This is a genomic window from Lysinibacillus fusiformis (assembly GCF_016925635.1).
GTDB classification, from domain to species: domain Bacteria; phylum Bacillota; class Bacilli; order Bacillales_A; family Planococcaceae; genus Lysinibacillus; species Lysinibacillus fusiformis_F.
On the sequence record NZ_CP070490.1, the window covers coordinates 4,898,076 to 4,914,593 of the forward strand.

A 16,518-nucleotide genomic window follows, 5' to 3' on the forward strand; every position below is an offset into this window, starting at 1 on the left:
TTCCCTCTATATGTAAGTATATACAATCCACTTACTTTTGTTTAGAGACCATTGTCACTACCGAGAAAGAAAATAGTACCACTTAATCATTAAAACATGAGACGATATTTTATTATTCATAAAGAAAAGAAGGCATTTAATACTACTAAATTTCTTGTTTTTGAGTTTTTTTATTAAAATTACCGATAAATTCAAAGTAATTCCATTAGGCTATTTTGAACAAATGATCTTCCAAGGACAGATATCTTGGTTGCTTCTCGCTAAACCATCGTTTATATTAGGTCTTTTTAACCATGAATTCATTGATATTACTTTCAATTTGGAAAGTAGAACCGAGTTGTAGCAATTGCTGTCGACTCATATAATGCATACTTAATTTACCATCGAATGCTAAACGTACCTCAAATAGATCTTCCTCTATCTGTGTGATTTCGAGCGAATTCATTTGATCTAGTTGAAAATTTACACTTTTTATTTTAATCACCTACTATAAGTATAACGAAACGATGTGAGGTATCAAACGACCTATTACCCTTCACTATTCATCTTTAGGATATGACTTTAAATCCACTATTCATGCATATATCGTGCATTTTTATCTGAATTAGACTTTCTTTTAACGGTTTCAATATTAAAGGACAGCCACAGATATTTCCACAGCATTTGTTCAAGTAACAAAAAAAGCGCCCTTTTAAACAGTAAAATTTAAAAGGGCGCTATACTATGCGAAGTATAATTGCTGTATATGTTTATTATATATATGTCGGAACTAGCTAGCCATCATATCGATGCGGATTTTGTCTGCGATCATGGCAATGAATTCGCTATTTGTTGGCTTAGATTTTAAGTGATGGACTGTGTAGCCAAACATCGACGAAATGGATTCATAATTGCCTCGATTCCATGCAACCTCGATCGCATGGCGAATCGCACGTTCCACACGAGATGGTGTTGTATTGAACTTTTTGGCGATTTCTGGATATAAAATTTTTGTCACAGATCCTAATAATTCAATATCTTCAAAGACCATTTGAATGGCTTCACGCAAATAAGAATAGCCTTTAATATGGGCAGGTACACCGATTTCTTTAATGATGGCTGTAATCGTACTGTCCAATTGATGCTGATTTAATTTTTGAGGTACTGTCGGTTGTAACACGCTTGTCTTTTTCGGAAGTGTCGCCTTCTGTCCAGCACAATGCAAAATCTTTTGTACCAATTGATCGAATTCAAAGGGCTTTAGCATGAAGTAGGAAGCTCCTAAATCTACCGCCTGTTTCATGACATCTTCTTGGCCAAAAGCTGTTAGCATAATGACTTGAATTGATGACATTTTTTCATTTTGATACATGGATTCTAATACAGCTAAACCGTCAAGATGAGGCATTATTATATCTAGAAGTAAAATATCTGGTGTAAATTCCTCAAGCATTTGTAGACATACTTTTCCATTTGAAGCAGTTGCAATAATTTCTATTTCGGCATGTCCTTGAAAATACTGCTCCATTGTTTTTAATAACTCACGATTATCATCTGCAATCGCTACTTTTACCTTTGTCATTTCAATTCCTCCTTCTGGACTTGCTTTGAACACCTCAAAGCGATAACCTAAACCCCTAAATGCCGTTTTTGGCACACTGTGGAATTTTCGACATTTTTGTTTTAAAAACCTTTTCTATTTCCAAAAATGAGTATGTAGTCCGATACTTTCTTTTAATATCGACAAGTTACGCTAAATGGCTGCGACCTGTTGAATGCTCTAATAACTTATTTTAGATAAATTTAGTAGATAAAACTACAGTTTTTTTAAATATCATGACTCCTTCAGGAAATTATCAGAAATACATGTTGGATTCGATGAAATAAAGGTAAAAAATCCGTGTAGTTTCCTGCGGCATTTGTCCAGCCTGCGGAAAATTAAACGGATTTTTACCTTTCATCCCTTTTTATGAAGATCTTCTTAACATTTCCGCTACCGTTAGCGCTGCACCTTTTTTCGGCTCCTCCACAAACATATGTGTCACCGCACCGACAAAACGACCATCTTGAATAATAGGACTGCCACTCATTCCCTGCAAAATACCACCTGTTTTTTCAATGAGCTTCTCGTCAGATACTATAAATTCAAGGCGTTCATTTTCCACTTTGGTAATTTCAATTGAAAAGGTTTCCACCTTACTGCCTTCAATGGCTGTATAGATTTCTGCTTTCCCCGTTTTTATATCTTTTTCATGCATAATTTCTATCGCTTTGGGTAATCTTTGTTGATAACCGTCTTCCCAACGGCCAAAAATACCATAAATAGTATTTTTATCTATACTGCCTAGCCGTTCTTGATGCTTTTCAATGGAGGAAATTTTATAGCCTGGTTGGCCCGGTGTGCTTTTTCGGATTTGCTGAATAGAAGCTAAAAAAATGGAGCCAGCTCTAAAAACAGGGGCTTCTTGTAGGGTTGAATCGACGATTTGATGACCTAGTGCACCGTAATTTTTTGTCTCTGGATCAATATAAGTCAGTGTTCCTACTCCATCTGTTTCATCTTTTAAAAAGGAAATGACATGCTCTGCTTCTTGGTTTTGTAATTCCAATGTAATTTGTTGGCCACCACTATTGATCGTCCATTTCTGTTGGCCATCCTTTGCCACAGCTTGCTTGGCATCAGCAAGTGATTTTACTGGTATATTATTTATTTTTTCAATAACAGCGCCTCCTTTCATCCACTGATTGGAAGCTAACAGTACATCGTGTGCTACAAATACATGTGATAATTGAAGTTGGATTCCAATTGCTTCGCCCATCGGTATAAGCTTTTTGGCAGCTAAAGCTTGTATAGGCATCACTAATAAAAAGATGAGCATAGGCAAAATGACTAATTGACGCCAATGACGATTCATACGACACCTCCTTTTCATTTTTGTCTTTTTACTATGTGTTGTTGTGACGTTCTTATAAGCGGTAAATATTTGCGCAAAATGAAAAAAGCCAGAAACAGCTGAAACTGTTTCTGGAATAAAGGTTAACGCATTTGTTTTTTTCGTTCATCTGCCATTTTTAATAGCTCCGTTGCATGCTGTAATGTTAACGCTGTAATTTCGGTTCCAGACATCATACGGCTTACTTCCTCTATACGAGCGTCTTGATCAATCTCTGATAATGAAGTAAATGTTCGATCGTGTTCCACTTCTTTTTTGATGAAGTAATGATGATCGGCCATCGCAGCAACTTGTGGTAAATGTGAAATACATAAAACTTGAGAATTTACAGAAATCGCGGCAATTTTTTCTGCAATCGCTTGCGCCACACGACCACTGACACCTGTATCCACCTCATCAAAAATAATGGAGGTAATTCCATTGGAAGAAGAGAAAATGGTTTTCAATGCCAGCATCATTCGTGATAATTCTCCGCCAGATGCAATTTTTGGTAAAGACTTTGGAGGCTCTCCAACGTTTGTGGAGATGTAGAAAATAATTTGATCTTTCCCATTAGCATCGAAATAGGATAATTCATCAAAATTGACAATAAATTTTGCCTTTTCCATATGTAATTCACGTAGTTCTGCCATAATCGCTTCACTTAATTGTTGGGCTGCAGCTTTACGTACTGTTGAAAGTTCACTAGCCAACTCATTGAGTACAGCTTCCATTTCTAACACGCGTCGTTCTTTCACCTGCAAAATTTCATCGCGATTCAACAGCTCATTTAACTCAGTTTTAATTTTTTCATAATAAGCCAAGATTTCTTCTACTGTTGTACCATACTTGCGTTTTAAATTTTGCAATAATGCTAAACGTTGCTCCACCTCGTTTAAACGAGCTGGATCAAATTCTAATTCATCTAACACATTTTTGACCTGATAGGCTGCATCCTGCAATGCATAAAACGCAGTTGTAACTGCCTCAGACGATTCTTTAAATTGCTCATCAACCGTTGCAGCGTCTTCTAAAGCACCCATTGCCGTACCGATCCAATCAAGCCCTTTTGTTTCGCCTTGAATGGCTTCATAGGCTGCACTAGAGCGTTCAAAAATTTTATTAAAATTCATCAGACGACGGCGTTCGTCTAGAAGCTCGTCTTCCTCGCCTAATTTTAAATTGGCTTCGTCCAACTCTTTGATTTGAAATTGATACAAATCGATACGTTGTGCCATCAATTGCTCATCAATGGATATGGAAGCTAAGTCTTTTTTGAGTAAACGGTATTCATCGTACTGAGCACGATACGTTTTTTGAATGGGCAATAGCTCTTCTTCTGCAAACTGGTCGAGCAAATTGATGTGCTGCTTTTCATCCATTAGCTCTTGATTTTCATGTTGGCCATGAATATCAATAAGACTAGCTCCAATGTCTCTTAGTACCGATAATGGCACAAGCTTTCCATTCACACGGCAAATACTTTTACCCGTATCATTTAAATCACGACGTAAAATAATCGTATCTTCTTCTATTTCAATGCCTGCTTCTTCTAACTTTTTCAGAACAGGATGTACTGAACTCGAAATTTGAAATAAGCCACCCAATTCTGCTTTTCTTGCGCCATGTCGAATAAATTCAGTGTTGCCTCGTCCACCAGCAAGTAAATGCACCGCATCAATGATAATGGATTTTCCGGCACCTGTTTCCCCTGTGAGAACTGTTAAGCCTTCTAAAAAGCTGACAGTCAAATCCTCAATGATGGCAAAGTTTCGAATACTAAGCTCTCTTAACACAAAATGTCACCTCTAAATCAATTTAACCATTTTTTAAAGCATGTCTAATAAGCGATTTTTTGTATTTTCACGCTCATTTTCATTTCGACAAATAATTAAAATGGTATCATCTCCAGAAATTGTACCTAAAATTTCTGGCCAATCTAAATGATCAAGTAAGGATGCAATGGCATTCGCATTCCCCGGAAGAGCTTTCATGACTAAAAAATGTGATGCCCCATCAATACTTACAAATGCATCCGCTAATGCACGATGTAATTTTTGGACTGGGTTGAAACGTTGATCTGCGGGCAAGCTATATTTATAACGACCATCCTGCAGTGGTACTTTCACTAAATGAAGCTCTTTTATATCTCGTGATACCGTAGCTTGTGTGACATTATAGCCTGCTTCTTTTAAAAAATCGACTAAATCATCTTGCGTTTCAATCTCGTGATTGGCGATAATATCCCGAATCCGTATATGTCGTTGTCCTTTATTCAACGAAATCACCTCTTATAAATAATTGTTTATGTGTATAATCACACTACCATTTTCAACAAAAAAGCACAAGAAAAAACACGGCTCTATAAGCGAGCACGTGTTATTTTAAAGAATTATGCGCTTCTTCAACGAGTGCATTAAAAGCTGTATATGCAGGTAGAATTTCTTGTCCAATAGGATTCACTAAATGGAATAAAAATTCAATATTTCCTTCTCCACCTGTGATGGGCGAGAACGAAGCATCTTTCACTACAAAACCAATCTCTGTTGCCATTGCAGCCGTTTTTTCCAATACTTCTAGATGTACTTTTTTATCACGAACAATTCCCTTTTTGCCTACTTTATCTTTACCTGCTTCAAACTGAGGTTTCACCAATGCCATAACATCCCCGCCTGGCATCAATAATGTTTTTAATACTGGTAAAATCAGTGATAACGAAATAAAGCTGACATCGATTGTTGCAAAATCAGGTAAACCTTCTGATAAATCGGCTGCCGTTGTATAGCGAAAATTCGTTTTCTCCATTACCGTGACACGTTCATCTGAGCGAATTTTCCAAGCTAATTGGTTAGAACCAACATCTAGTGCATAACAATGTCTTGCTCCATGTTGTAAGGCGCAATCTGTAAAGCCACCTGTAGAGGAGCCAATGTCAAGCATTAGCTTCCCTTCTACAGACATATCAAAAATTTGTAGCGCCTTTTCTAATTTAAGGCCACCACGGCTCACATATTTTAAATCTGAGCCCTTTACTTGTAGCGGTGCATCGACGGCAATTTTCTCGCCTGCCTTATCAATACGTATTTCATTCGAAAAGACAATTCCCGCCATAATGGAACGTTTTGCTTTTTCTCTTGTTTCACATAGCCCACGCTCTACAAGTAAAATATCTACTCGTTCTTTTGGTTGTTTTGTCATTATTTATTCAAACCCACTTGCTGTTTTTGTTGAAGTAATACGTGCATACGTGCAACCGTATCCTCTGCTGTCATATGAATTTCTGCGAGTAGCTGATCTACGTTGCCATGCTCAATATATTGATCTGGGATGCCCATTCGATCAACAAGCGCATTTAAATAGCCGTGGTCATGAGCAAACTCTAATACACCACTACCAAAACCACCTTGTAAAACAGCTTCTTCAATTGTTAAAATTGGTTTTTGACTAGATAATATACGGTGTAGCATATCCTCATCCATCGGTTTGATAAAGCGAGCATTGACCACTTCAATATCGATACCTTGTTGCGCTAGCATTTCTGCAGCTGCCATTGCCATTGGAATCGTTGTACCAAATGTCAGAATCGATGCGTCTTTCCCCTCACGTAAAACTTCCCAGCTACCAATCGGTAAAGCGACAAGCTCATCATCTAATGGCACACCAATCCCATTACCTCGTGGATAACGAAGTGCAATTGGACCACCATCATAATCAATCGCTGTTTTTACCATATGTTGCCCTTCATTTTCATCCTTTGGCATCATGATGGCCATGTTTGGAATATGACGAAGGAAAGCAATATCAAATACACCTTGATGTGTTTCTCCATCTGCTCCCACTAAACCAGCACGATCAATACCGATAAAGACATTTAAATTTGGGCGAGCAATATCATGTAATACTTGGTCATATGCACGTTGCAGGAATGTAGAATAAATCGCTAAAAATGGTTTCATATTTTGCGTAGCTAATCCTGCAGCCATCGTTGCCGCATGTTGCTCAGCAATACCCACGTCGAAGAAACGATTTGGGAAGTCCTGTTGAATACCTTGTAGCTTTGAACCTACAGGCATGGCAGGCGTAATCGTTACCACTCGCTCATTTTCATGGGCAATTTTACGAACCGTCTCAGCAATTAAACTACTCCATGCTGGTCCAGTTGCCTCAGACTTTACAAAGGCACCATTTTCAATTTTATAAGGACCTGTTCCATGCCAATTCCCAATTGTATCATCCTCGGCTGGTTTATAGCCTTTTCCTTTTTTCGTAATGACATGAACAAGGACTGGCCCTTTCACTTTTTTCGCGTGTGATAAAGTCATTTCAAGCGCTTCAAAATCATGCCCATCAATCGGACCAAGATATTTAAAACCTAGCTCCTCAAAAAACACACCCGATACTACTAAATATTTCAAGCTGTCCTTCACGCGTTCTACAGTAGACGCAAGCTTTCCACCTAGTACTGGAATCTTATTAATAAGTGACTCGAGCTCTTCCTTGGCTTTTGAGTACTCCTTCGCTGTACGTAGACGACCTAAAACATTGTGTAACGCGCCAACATTCGGTGCAATCGACATTTCATTATCATTTAATATAACAATCATATTCGTTTTCGCATGGCCAATATGATTTAATGCCTCAAGTGCCATACCACCTGTTAAAGCGCCATCTCCAATAATAGGGATAACAAAGTTGTTTTCTTTTTTTATATCACGTGCTGCTGCCATACCCATGGCTGCTGACAAGGAAGTCGAGCTATGACCTGTTTCCCACTCATCATGTTCACTCTCCACGCGCTTTGGAAACCCACAAAGCCCTTTGAACTGACGTAGTGTGTCAAATTGACTCGCACGACCTGTTAAAATTTTATGCACGTAAGCTTGGTGGCCAACATCCCACAAAAACTTATCTTTTGGACTGTCAAACATTTTATGCAGCATTATCGTTAACTCAACTACGCCTAAATTCGGCCCGATATGCCCACCTGTGACAGAACATTTTTCGATTAAGAAGGTACGAATTTCTTGGGCAAGCTGCTCAAGCTCCTTCTTATTTAAGTTTTTTAAAAAGGATGGACTAGTTATTTTATTTAAATCCACCTTTCTCACACACCTTTTCAATAAAATATTCACTGCAATTGTGTTTCCACCATTATAGCAGTGTTATCAATATGCTAAAAGTACGAGCACTTCATTGTTTGCATATTGCAAACGTTCCCACCTATTCTAGCATATTCTTTTCCTTCAACGCCTTGATTTTCTCTTAGTTTTTACGATGTACAATATAAGCCGCAAAGTCACGTAATAGGCTGACATCTATTGGTAATTGATCGAGTGCGTTAATGGCATGTTGATAATGCTCAGCAAGCTTTTCTTTTGCTCCCTCTAGTGTTAACAGTGCTGGGTAGGTACTTTTATCACTAGCGACATCTTTCCCAGCTGTTTTTCCTAGTTCTTCTGTTGTTCCCTCAATATCTAAAATATCGTCTTGAATTTGGAAAGCTAAACCAATGTGATGCGCATACTCCTTCAATGTAGCACGGTCTTGTTCTGACACATCTGCAAGTACGGCTCCCGCTTCAATACTAAAGCGCAATAAAGCACCTGTTTTATTGACATGGACTTGTTCCAATTCAGCTAAATTAAGCTGACGTTGTTCCCCTTCCATATCTAGTACTTGACCACCAACCATGCCTTCTGCACCAGCTGCAACGCTTAGCAATTGGACAAGTTCAATACGCTTTTCAGCAGAGATTTCCATACGTGCTAAAATACCAAATGCCAGTGTGTTTAACGCATCACCAGCAAGCGTAGCCAGCGCTTCTCCATAAACTTTGTGATTTGTTGGCTTACCTCTTCTGAAATCATCATTATCCATGCTTGGTAGATCATCATGGATTAAAGAATACGTATGAATAATTTCAATCACTGAACCGACAATCAAACCGTCCTGTAGATTTTCACGGTAAAGCTCCAGTACTGCTAACACAAAAAGTGGACGAATTCGTTTACCGCCTGCCTTTAATGAATACAGCATGGATTCCTTTAAATCTGCTGGTGCATCAATTTGTTCAACAAGTGCAAACATGGTCTCTTCAATTTGTGGTGTATTGCTTTCGATAAAGTACTTTAATGGCTCATTCATTTCCTAATTCTCTCCCTTTAGTGGATCAAATGCTGTTGTTTCACCAGTCTCTTGGACAATTGATACAAGCTGCTCCTCAGCATGTTGCAGCTTACTATGGCAAAACTTTGATAGCTCCATTCCTTGCTTGTATAAATCAATCGCATTTTCCAATGGCACATCACCTTGTTCTAATTGGCGAACGATTTCTTCTAGTGCCGTCATGGCTTCTGCAAATGTTTGTTGTTTTTCTGTCACAACAATTCCCCCTCATTCTTTGGCAAGATATTCGTCACTTCTGCCACAACCTTTCCATCATGGAAGGTCAGTGTCAGTTGATCCTGCTTTTGCACCTCAGTGGATGATTTGATCATTTGCTGCTCTTTATATGCTACTGTAAAGCCTCTTGTTAGAATAGACAGTGGATTTAAAGCTTCTAATGTTCTAACGGTTGACTCAAATTTTTGTTGTTGCTTCGCCACATAATACGCTGTAACACGTGATAATTGTTGGACACGCGCTTCAAGCTCTCTCTGATGAAAAGCAAGTGCCTTTTTGGGTGAATGTTGCTCCACCGTACTATGTAATTGTTGAAGTTGGGCGGCTTTTTTCATCAAGCTCACTTGCATCGCTGTCTGCAATCCGGACTCAAGCTGTGCCAATCTTTCCGTAAAAGGTCGATAAAGTCTTTCTGGCATTGATAACGGATAAGACTGCTGGAGCTTATTTAGACGTTGTCGCTCAGCCATAAGTTGCGACCTAACCATTTGATGAAGCTGTGATTTTTGCGTCAGCACACGTTGGTAGAGCTCCGCTTGATCTGGCACAGCCATCTCAGCAGCTGCCGTTGGTGTCGGTGCACGTAAATCTGCTACATAATCGGCAATCGTCGTGTCTGTTTCGTGACCAACTGCACTTATAATGGGGATTCGGCTTTCAAAAATAGCTCGTGCCACGATTTCTTCATTAAATGCCCATAAGTCCTCGATTGAGCCGCCCCCTCGCCCGACAATCAACACGTCACAGCTCGCCTCTTGATTAGCACGTTGAATATTTTGCACAATATTCGGTGCTGCCTGAGCTCCTTGCACAAGTGTTGGATAAATCAAAATTTCCGCAAGTGGGTAACGCCTCTTTAAGGTTGTACAAATATCCCGGATAGCTGCACCAGTAGTTGAAGTGAGCACACCAATTTTTTCAGGAAACTTTGGAATCGGCTGTTTCCACTCTGGTTTAAAAAGCCCTTCTTTTTGTAATTGCTCTTTTAATTGATTGAAGGCAACAAATAAGCTACCAATGCCATCTGGTTGCATTTCCTGTACATAGAGCTGATAAGTTCCATAGCCTTCGTAAACGTTTACATCACCACGGATAAATACTTGCATACCTTCCTTCGGCTCAAATGCTAATTTGGTAGCCGCTGTTTTAAACATCGTAGCAGCTATTCGGGCACCATCGTCTTTTAAGGTAAAATAAATATGACCGGATTGATGAATTTTCACATTCGATAATTCGCCTTTTACATAGACTTCACGCAAATGTGGATCTGCATCGAATTTTCGTTTAATATATTTTGTTAACGCTTTTACTGTTAAATAAGAAGCAGAGGACATGTTTTCGGCTCCTTTACTAAAATCAAGTTTTTCACAAAACTACACCTATCATAACATTTTTTACAGTCGTTGACGTGCCAAAATGCAGTTTCGCTAGAAAAAATGACTGTCTTTCTTCTATCGAAAAACAACTATAACACATTCCTACACGTTCTCACTATTAGAAACCGTCTATTATGACAAATAACAAACAAAGCCCCATAACTTCATACGTTATGAGACTTTATATTTTAATAGAATAGTAATAAAAGAGTTCCTACAATAAAACAATAATACGTAAAATAGCTAAGTTTGCCACTTTTCATAATGCCCATAAACCAACGCATCGCAAAATAAGTCATAATAAGTGTCGCCAAGAAAGTGGCGGCGTAGGGAAGTGCTAAGGCACCTTTATTCGGCTCGTCTAAAAAATCTGTAATACCGAGGACTACCCCACCCAAACTCACAGGAATATAAAGCATAAAAGAAAAACGTAAGGCTGTATCCTGCTTCATCCCTACTGCTATGGCTGAAATAATCGTAGCTCCTGAACGGCTAATGCCTGGCGTTAAAGCGACTGCTTGCCCTAATCCTACAATGATAGCATCTTTTGCACGTAAATCTGCATCTTTCTTCTTGCCACGCATATTACGTATTAGCCACAATGCGGTCCCTGTCACAAATAGCATAAGCGCAATCGTCGTCATACTTACATTATCCGCAATAACGTCACTTAATAACACCCCTAAAACGCCAGCAGGGATTGAACCAATTATAATATAGAGAGCAAAGCGAAAATCCGCATTATAACGCTTTTCTCCCGTTTTCAAGTAAAGAAAAAAATGGCTGATCAGACGAACAATATCCTCACGATAAATATACATAATAGCGAGTAACGAAGCTGTATTTGTTAAGATGGCAAAAGTAAAGCCTTGTTCACCTAGCCCCAGTATTTCGCTGGCAATCATCACATGCCCACTCGACGATACAGGAATTGGCTCTGTAAAGCCTTGGACAAGTCCAATAATGATATGCTTAACAATTAACATAATATCAATATTTTCCATAAAAACCTCCTTCTAAGTATGTATGTCCCAAACGTTACATTAGACGTCCAAATAGCAGAAAAGTTCTGATTTTACGCAACAAAAAAAGTCATCTCACAGCAATGTTGAGATGACTTTTTTTCAAAGGATTTTTATTTTGCAAGCGTATTTTCAGCTGCTTGCACTGTGTTGAATAGTAACATTGTGATGGTCATTGGACCTACGCCACCTGGTACAGGCGTAATATGAGACGCAATTCCATCCACTTCTGCAAAGTTTACGTCGCCGCATAATTTATTGTTGTCATCGCGATTAATCCCTACATCAATGACAACAGCCCCTTCTTTCACATGCTCTTTCGTAATAAAGTTTGCACGTCCAACAGCGGCAATTAAAATATCCGCTTGTTTTGTAAATGAAGGTAAATCTGGCGTTTTAGAGTGTGTATAGGTAACCGTTGCATCTTTTTGTAAAAGTAGTTGTCCCATTGGTTTACCAACGATATGACTACGACCTACAATCACAGCATGTTTTCCAGCGATTTCAATTCCTGAATACTCAAGAAGCTTCATCACGCCAAACGGTGTACAAGGTAAAAATGTTTCTTGGCCAAGCATCATTTTCCCAACACTTACAGGTGAGAATCCATCGACATCCTTCTCGACTGCAATCGTTGCAATGACTGTATCCTCATCAATATGTTTTGGGAGTGGTAATTGAACTAAAATACCATGAATATCCTCACGTTGATTTAAAAGCTCAATTTGTGCTAGTAATTCCTCTTGCGTTGTTTCTTCTGGTAATTTAATGAGTTCTGAAAACATACCAATTGCTTCACAAGATTTCTGTTTATTTCTCACATATGTAGCTGATGCTTGGTTGTCTCCAACTAACACAACCGCTAAACCAGGTGTTAACCCTCGCTCTTTTAAACGAATGACACGCTCTGCTACAGCATTACGAATTTCTTGACCAATCTCTTTACCATTAATAATTGCACTTGACATAAACCTTCGTTACTCCTTCCAATTCAACACATTATTCTTGTTCTGTAAATTTAGAAAGTACACCATTGACGAATTTAGATGAACTATCATCGCCAAATGTTTTACATAACTCGATTGCTTCGTTTAGTACTACTCTTTTTGGTGTTTCTGGCATGTATAACAATTCATATACAGCTAGGCGTAAAACCGTTCTTTCAATTTTGGGTAGACGGGCAAGTGACCACTTTTCAAGATGCTGTTCTAATGTAGCATCGATTTCCTCCAAATGTTCAGCTGTTCCATTCACGATCTTTTCATAGAAGGCATTGGTAGGTTGACCCTTAATATGGCCCATTGCTTCTTCAACTGTTAGATCCGTATTGTCTAGCTGAAACAAAACTTGCAACGCTTTTTCGCGTGCTTCATGTCGTTTCATGTAAAGCTCTCCTTCTTAAGTGGCATTAAGGTTTATAATAGCATAAAATCACACGAGAAACACGATTTCAAGCAAGTTTTCAATAATCTGAAACCTTTTTCAAGGAACTTTTTGCTTAAGCTCACTTCTTATCGAATAGTGATATTCAAAAATGATTGTTTCCTGTTCATAATGGTATAATAAAGAAAATGAAAAGATCTTTAGAGGTGTTCACAATGCAATATGAAGCTACATGCCCTAGCAGTAAAAAACATTTAAATTGGTTGAAGGTGAAGAACAATATAAACAAATAAAGAAACATAAATCTCACCTATTTTACTGCGAGGATTGCAAGCATAAAATTCGTTTTGATGCCATTCGAAACTTCTTTAGCTATTACTAGTGGAGGCCATTTATGAAGGAACATTATTATACGATAGGTGAGGTTGCCAAACTTTCAAACTTATCGGTTCAGACATTACGTTATTATGATCAAATTGATTTATTTAAGCCTGCTTATATCGATACCTACACCAATTATCGGTATTATAAAGGCAATCAGCTATTCTATTTAGATATTATAAAGTCTCTTAAATATATCGGCGTTTCACTGGATGATATAAAAAAAGCACTTAGACTAACCTCTGAAGAATTGCTTGATTTTTTAGCTCAGCAGGAACTACGCATCAATGAAAAAATTTTACGTTTAAACGAAGCAAAAAATACTTTACTGAAAACTAAAAAGCAATTACAAGAGCAAATTGATATTCCAGTCTTCGGTGAGGTCTATGTGCAGATAGAAGAGGCCATGCCCGTTCTTCAAGTAACCACTACTGAATTAACACCAACATCAAGCACCAGTACATACTATGCCACTTTAATTAAAATTATAGAAAAGGAAGGCAGTGTCTTAAACAGTCGTTATGGCTGTACTTATCCACTAGAGCCTTATAAAGATGTCAATGATATTATTTATGATGCTATTTTCACTCCCCTATTAACGGAGCGCACATTTTCGAAGCTCTCACCAAACATACAACAAACCATTATCCCTGATGGTAAATATGTATGCATTGCCTTTATTTATGATCCTGATACTTATTTTTCATTCTATGAAAAATTGAGAAATCATGTATTGGCTCAGCAGGAACTATTTGAGTCGCAGGTGTATGAGCTATATATGCCAGCAACGCTCACTATGGAGCAAGAAAAGAAATTTATAGTAGAATTAAAGATTAGGCAAAAACAAGAGACACAAAATTCCTCCGAAAAAGTAACTGTGCACTCGTATAACTCTCTACAAGAATTCCCAAACTAATAAAAACTTTAAAAAATAAAAACAAATCTTTTGACCCTATAGTTACTATAGGGTTTATCGTATTACATGGAAATATTCTAGTAGATTGAAAACATGTATCGCGAACAATTAGAAGGAGAAGTTTATGAGCAAGAAGCAAAATATAACCTTAGCTATTTTATTATCTAATCTTTTCATTGCCTTTTTAGGGATTGGTTTAGTCATCCCTGTTTTACCAACCATCATGAATGAGCTACATATTTCTGGCTCTGTTGTTGGTTATATGGTGGCAGCCTTTGCCATTACACAACTAATCGCATCACCAATTGCAGGTAAGCTTGTTGATACTATTGGCCGCAAAGTTATGATTGTTGCAGGTCTTTTTATTTTTGGACTTTCTGAGTTTTTATTTGGATTCGGTCGTTCTGTTGAAATCCTCTTTGTCTCCCGTATGCTAGGTGGCGTAAGTGCAGCTTTCATTATGCCCGCCGTAACCGCTTATATAGCAGATATTACGACATTAGCACAGCGCCCTAAAGCACTTGGCTATATGAGTGCAGCCATTAGCACAGGTTTTATTATCGGTCCTGGGATCGGTGGATTTTTAGCTGAAATTGGTACACGTGTCCCATTTTATGCAGCGGGGGTACTTGGTCTGTTCGCAGCTATCCTGTCATTCATGTTTTTAAAAGAGCCGTCACGTGCTACAGACAATGAAGAAGCAGCACCATCCATGTTAGGGAGTGTCAAGCGAGTGTTTAGCCCGCTCTACTTCATTCCATTCATCCTTATTTTCGTGTTGTCATTTGGCCTCGCTGCATTTGAATCGTTGTTTAGCTTATTCGTTGATCACAAATTTGCGTTTACACCATCTGATATTGCTATTATTATTACAGGAAGTGGTATTGTCGGTGCCCTAGCTCAATTAATACTATTTGATTGGCTGACAAAGAAAATGGGCGAGATTAATGTTATTCGTTATTCGTTAATCCTTTCAGCAGTATTAACATTCGCCATGACGATCGTGAGTCATTATTTTGCCATTTTATTTGTTACATTCTTTATTTTCGTAGGCTTCGATTTAATTCGCCCTGCTGTTACTTCATATTTATCAAAAATCGCTGGAAATGAACAAGGATTTGTTGGTGGGATGAACTCTATGTTTACAAGTCTTGGTAATATTTTCGGTCCTATTCTAGGTGGTATATTGTTCGATATCAACCTGAACTATCCATACTACTTTGCCACAATCGTCTTGGTGCTTGGCGTCATTCTTGCGTTATTCTGGAGAAAGCCAAAGCATATAGAATTATAAAAATAGCGATACACATCCACATGAACCCTAGAGAAATCCATATAAAAAGGACTGCCCTTGATGAACGAATCATCGTCGGGCAATCCTTTTCTTTTTATTCATGTACTACTGCTTCTTCTTTTTCAAAGTGAATACCTGTAATATGCACATTCACTTCTGCTGTTTCTAGTGCTGTCATATTAAAAATAGCCTGACGGATTTGCGTTTGAACTTCTTTTGCTACCTTAGGAATGGCATATCCATATTTCACAGAGCAAAATACATCAATGGCAATTTCACCAGTTTCCGTTACACCTGATTTAATGCCTTTATTGTGTACCTTTTTACCGAAACGTTCCACGACACCCGTCGCAATATTTCCACGAGTTGCAGCAATGCCTTCAACCTCATTTACAGCAATCCCAGCCACAACTTCGATCACCTCTGCCGCTACCTCAATTTTTCCAAGCTCTTCTTTCCCAGAAGGTGTTGGTTGTACGAAAGATTGTCCTACTTTCTCTGCCATACAAATATCATCCTTTCCCTTACACATCACAAACAAGTGCTGTACTTACATTTATTATACTATAAAAAGGAAGGTTTGGCTGTCGAAAGCCGTTTTAATTTAAAATGGGCTTTATTGATCTTCTACATCTATTAAATAAATTCTTTTATCAAATCCACCACGAATTTCTCTCTTGTGCTCACGCGTCGCTTCTAGCTCCTCAAAACTTACTCCTAACATACTGATAGCCGTATGAATGAGTTCCATATATCTAATACTACATCACTTTCCTCTACAAGAAAGAGCAGAAATTTAAATTAAAATAAACCAATTTCATAAAGAAAGTCT

General features: G+C 38.2%; 17 protein-coding genes. 2 read left to right on the plus strand and 15 right to left on the minus strand.

Translation table 11 applies throughout. The features are described 5' to 3' along the window. Positions 1 to 277: 277 nt before the first annotated feature. The 13 genes from JTI58_RS24220 to nusB form a co-directional block, all read right to left on the minus strand. Positions 278 to 445, minus strand: coding sequence for a hypothetical protein (locus tag JTI58_RS24220; RefSeq protein ID WP_205444244.1), 168 nt, complete (start codon positions 443 to 445; stop codon positions 278 to 280). Between the two features lie 324 nt (positions 446 to 769). Beyond that, complete coding sequence (gene spo0A, locus JTI58_RS24225) at positions 770 to 1,561, minus strand: sporulation transcription factor Spo0A (protein WP_016993890.1); 792 nt, start codon at positions 1,559 to 1,561, stop codon at positions 770 to 772. Between the two features lie 385 nt (positions 1,562 to 1,946). After that, positions 1,947 to 2,894 (minus strand): SpoIVB peptidase S55 domain-containing protein, encoded by a 948-nt coding sequence (locus tag JTI58_RS24230; protein ID WP_205444245.1) that lies wholly within the window; start codon positions 2,892 to 2,894, stop codon positions 1,947 to 1,949. A 122-nt stretch (positions 2,895 to 3,016) separates the two neighbouring features. Further along, a complete protein-coding gene (gene recN, locus JTI58_RS24235) occupies positions 3,017 to 4,708 on the minus strand; it encodes a DNA repair protein RecN (protein ID WP_205444246.1) in 1,692 nt (563 codons plus the stop codon). Positions 4,709 to 4,741: 33 nt separating this feature from the next. After that, entirely contained in the window at positions 4,742 to 5,191 is a 450-nt protein-coding gene (ahrC, locus tag JTI58_RS24240; RefSeq protein WP_004231170.1) for a transcriptional regulator AhrC/ArgR, read from the minus strand. A 100-nt stretch (positions 5,192 to 5,291) separates the two neighbouring features. Further along, positions 5,292 to 6,110 (minus strand): TlyA family RNA methyltransferase, encoded by an 819-nt coding sequence (locus JTI58_RS24245; protein ID WP_205444247.1) that lies wholly within the window; start codon positions 6,108 to 6,110, stop codon positions 5,292 to 5,294. Further along, positions 6,110 to 8,011, minus strand: coding sequence for a 1-deoxy-D-xylulose-5-phosphate synthase (dxs, locus tag JTI58_RS24250; RefSeq protein ID WP_205444248.1), 1,902 nt, complete (start codon positions 8,009 to 8,011; stop codon positions 6,110 to 6,112). The genes JTI58_RS24245 and dxs overlap by 1 nt, the downstream gene beginning before the upstream one ends. A 163-nt stretch (positions 8,012 to 8,174) precedes the next feature. Continuing rightward, the gene (locus JTI58_RS24255; RefSeq protein WP_205444249.1) at positions 8,175 to 9,056 is read right to left on the minus strand and encodes a polyprenyl synthetase family protein; all 882 of its coding nucleotides are present in this window, start codon (positions 9,054 to 9,056) and stop codon (positions 8,175 to 8,177) included. 3 nt (positions 9,057 to 9,059) lie between these two features. Further along, the gene (gene xseB / locus JTI58_RS24260) at positions 9,060 to 9,293 is read right to left on the minus strand and encodes an exodeoxyribonuclease VII small subunit (protein WP_008179899.1); all 234 of its coding nucleotides are present in this window, start codon (positions 9,291 to 9,293) and stop codon (positions 9,060 to 9,062) included. Then, positions 9,290 to 10,648 (minus strand): exodeoxyribonuclease VII large subunit, encoded by a 1,359-nt coding sequence (gene xseA / locus JTI58_RS24265; RefSeq protein WP_205444251.1) that lies wholly within the window; start codon positions 10,646 to 10,648, stop codon positions 9,290 to 9,292. Before xseA ends, xseB begins: the two co-directional genes overlap by 4 nt. 230 nt (positions 10,649 to 10,878) lie before the next feature. Next, the gene (locus JTI58_RS24270) at positions 10,879 to 11,694 is read right to left on the minus strand and encodes an undecaprenyl-diphosphate phosphatase (protein WP_205444252.1); all 816 of its coding nucleotides are present in this window, start codon (positions 11,692 to 11,694) and stop codon (positions 10,879 to 10,881) included. 131 nt (positions 11,695 to 11,825) lie between these two features. Then, the gene (gene folD / locus JTI58_RS24275; RefSeq protein ID WP_054549163.1) at positions 11,826 to 12,680 is read right to left on the minus strand and encodes a bifunctional methylenetetrahydrofolate dehydrogenase/methenyltetrahydrofolate cyclohydrolase FolD; all 855 of its coding nucleotides are present in this window, start codon (positions 12,678 to 12,680) and stop codon (positions 11,826 to 11,828) included. A gap of 31 nt (positions 12,681 to 12,711) precedes the next feature. Further along, the gene (gene nusB, locus JTI58_RS24280) at positions 12,712 to 13,095 is read right to left on the minus strand and encodes a transcription antitermination factor NusB (RefSeq protein WP_004231146.1); all 384 of its coding nucleotides are present in this window, start codon (positions 13,093 to 13,095) and stop codon (positions 12,712 to 12,714) included. Positions 13,096 to 13,489: 394 nt separating this feature from the next. Between nusB and JTI58_RS24285 the strand changes: the two genes are divergently transcribed. Beyond that, entirely contained in the window at positions 13,490 to 14,392 is a 903-nt protein-coding gene (locus JTI58_RS24285; RefSeq protein ID WP_205444254.1) for a MerR family transcriptional regulator, read from the plus strand. A 124-nt stretch (positions 14,393 to 14,516) separates the two neighbouring features. Then, positions 14,517 to 15,686 carry an MFS transporter gene (locus JTI58_RS24290; RefSeq protein WP_205444255.1) on the plus strand — a complete coding sequence of 390 codons (1,170 nt, stop codon included), beginning with the start codon at positions 14,517 to 14,519 and terminating at the stop codon, positions 15,684 to 15,686. A gap of 94 nt (positions 15,687 to 15,780) precedes the next feature. On the opposite strand, the gene JTI58_RS24295 is transcribed toward JTI58_RS24290, so the two are convergent. Together JTI58_RS24295 and JTI58_RS25125 are read right to left on the minus strand one after the other, a co-directional pair. Then, positions 15,781 to 16,191, minus strand: coding sequence for an Asp23/Gls24 family envelope stress response protein (locus tag JTI58_RS24295; RefSeq protein ID WP_205444257.1), 411 nt, complete (start codon positions 16,189 to 16,191; stop codon positions 15,781 to 15,783). 111 nt (positions 16,192 to 16,302) lie between these two features. Then, a complete protein-coding gene (locus JTI58_RS25125) occupies positions 16,303 to 16,437 on the minus strand; it encodes a nucleoside triphosphate pyrophosphohydrolase family protein (RefSeq protein ID WP_279381297.1) in 135 nt (44 codons plus the stop codon). Between the last annotated feature and the right edge of the window lie 81 nt (positions 16,438 to 16,518).

What these genes read in the sequence shown, in the direction of transcription:
- JTI58_RS24220 (WP_205444244.1), bottom strand. Translation starts at nt 445, where the DNA reads ATGAATTCGCTCGAAATCACACAGATAGAGGAAGATCTATTTGAGGTA.
- spo0A (WP_016993890.1), bottom strand. Translation starts at nt 1,561, where the DNA reads ATGACAAAGGTAAAAGTAGCGATTGCAGATGATAATCGTGAGTTATTA.
- JTI58_RS24230 (WP_205444245.1), bottom strand. Translation starts at nt 2,894, where the DNA reads ATGAATCGTCATTGGCGTCAATTAGTCATTTTGCCTATGCTCATCTTT.
- JTI58_RS24245 (WP_205444247.1), bottom strand. Translation starts at nt 6,110, where the DNA reads ATGACAAAACAACCAAAAGAACGAGTAGATATTTTACTTGTAGAGCGT.
- JTI58_RS24255 (WP_205444249.1), bottom strand. Translation starts at nt 9,056, where the DNA reads ATGAATGAGCCATTAAAGTACTTTATCGAAAGCAATACACCACAAATT.
- xseA (WP_205444251.1), bottom strand. Translation starts at nt 10,648, where the DNA reads ATGTCCTCTGCTTCTTATTTAACAGTAAAAGCGTTAACAAAATATATT.
- JTI58_RS24270 (WP_205444252.1), bottom strand. Translation starts at nt 11,694, where the DNA reads ATGGAAAATATTGATATTATGTTAATTGTTAAGCATATCATTATTGGA.
- folD (WP_054549163.1), bottom strand. Translation starts at nt 12,680, where the DNA reads ATGTCAAGTGCAATTATTAATGGTAAAGAGATTGGTCAAGAAATTCGT.
- nusB (WP_004231146.1), bottom strand. Translation starts at nt 13,095, where the DNA reads ATGAAACGACATGAAGCACGCGAAAAAGCGTTGCAAGTTTTGTTTCAG.
- JTI58_RS24285 (WP_205444254.1), top strand. Translation starts at nt 13,490, where the DNA reads ATGAAGGAACATTATTATACGATAGGTGAGGTTGCCAAACTTTCAAAC.
- JTI58_RS24290 (WP_205444255.1), top strand. Translation starts at nt 14,517, where the DNA reads ATGAGCAAGAAGCAAAATATAACCTTAGCTATTTTATTATCTAATCTT.
- JTI58_RS24295 (WP_205444257.1), bottom strand. Translation starts at nt 16,191, where the DNA reads ATGGCAGAGAAAGTAGGACAATCTTTCGTACAACCAACACCTTCTGGG.
- JTI58_RS25125 (WP_279381297.1), bottom strand. Translation starts at nt 16,437, where the DNA reads ATGGAACTCATTCATACGGCTATCAGTATGTTAGGAGTAAGTTTTGAG.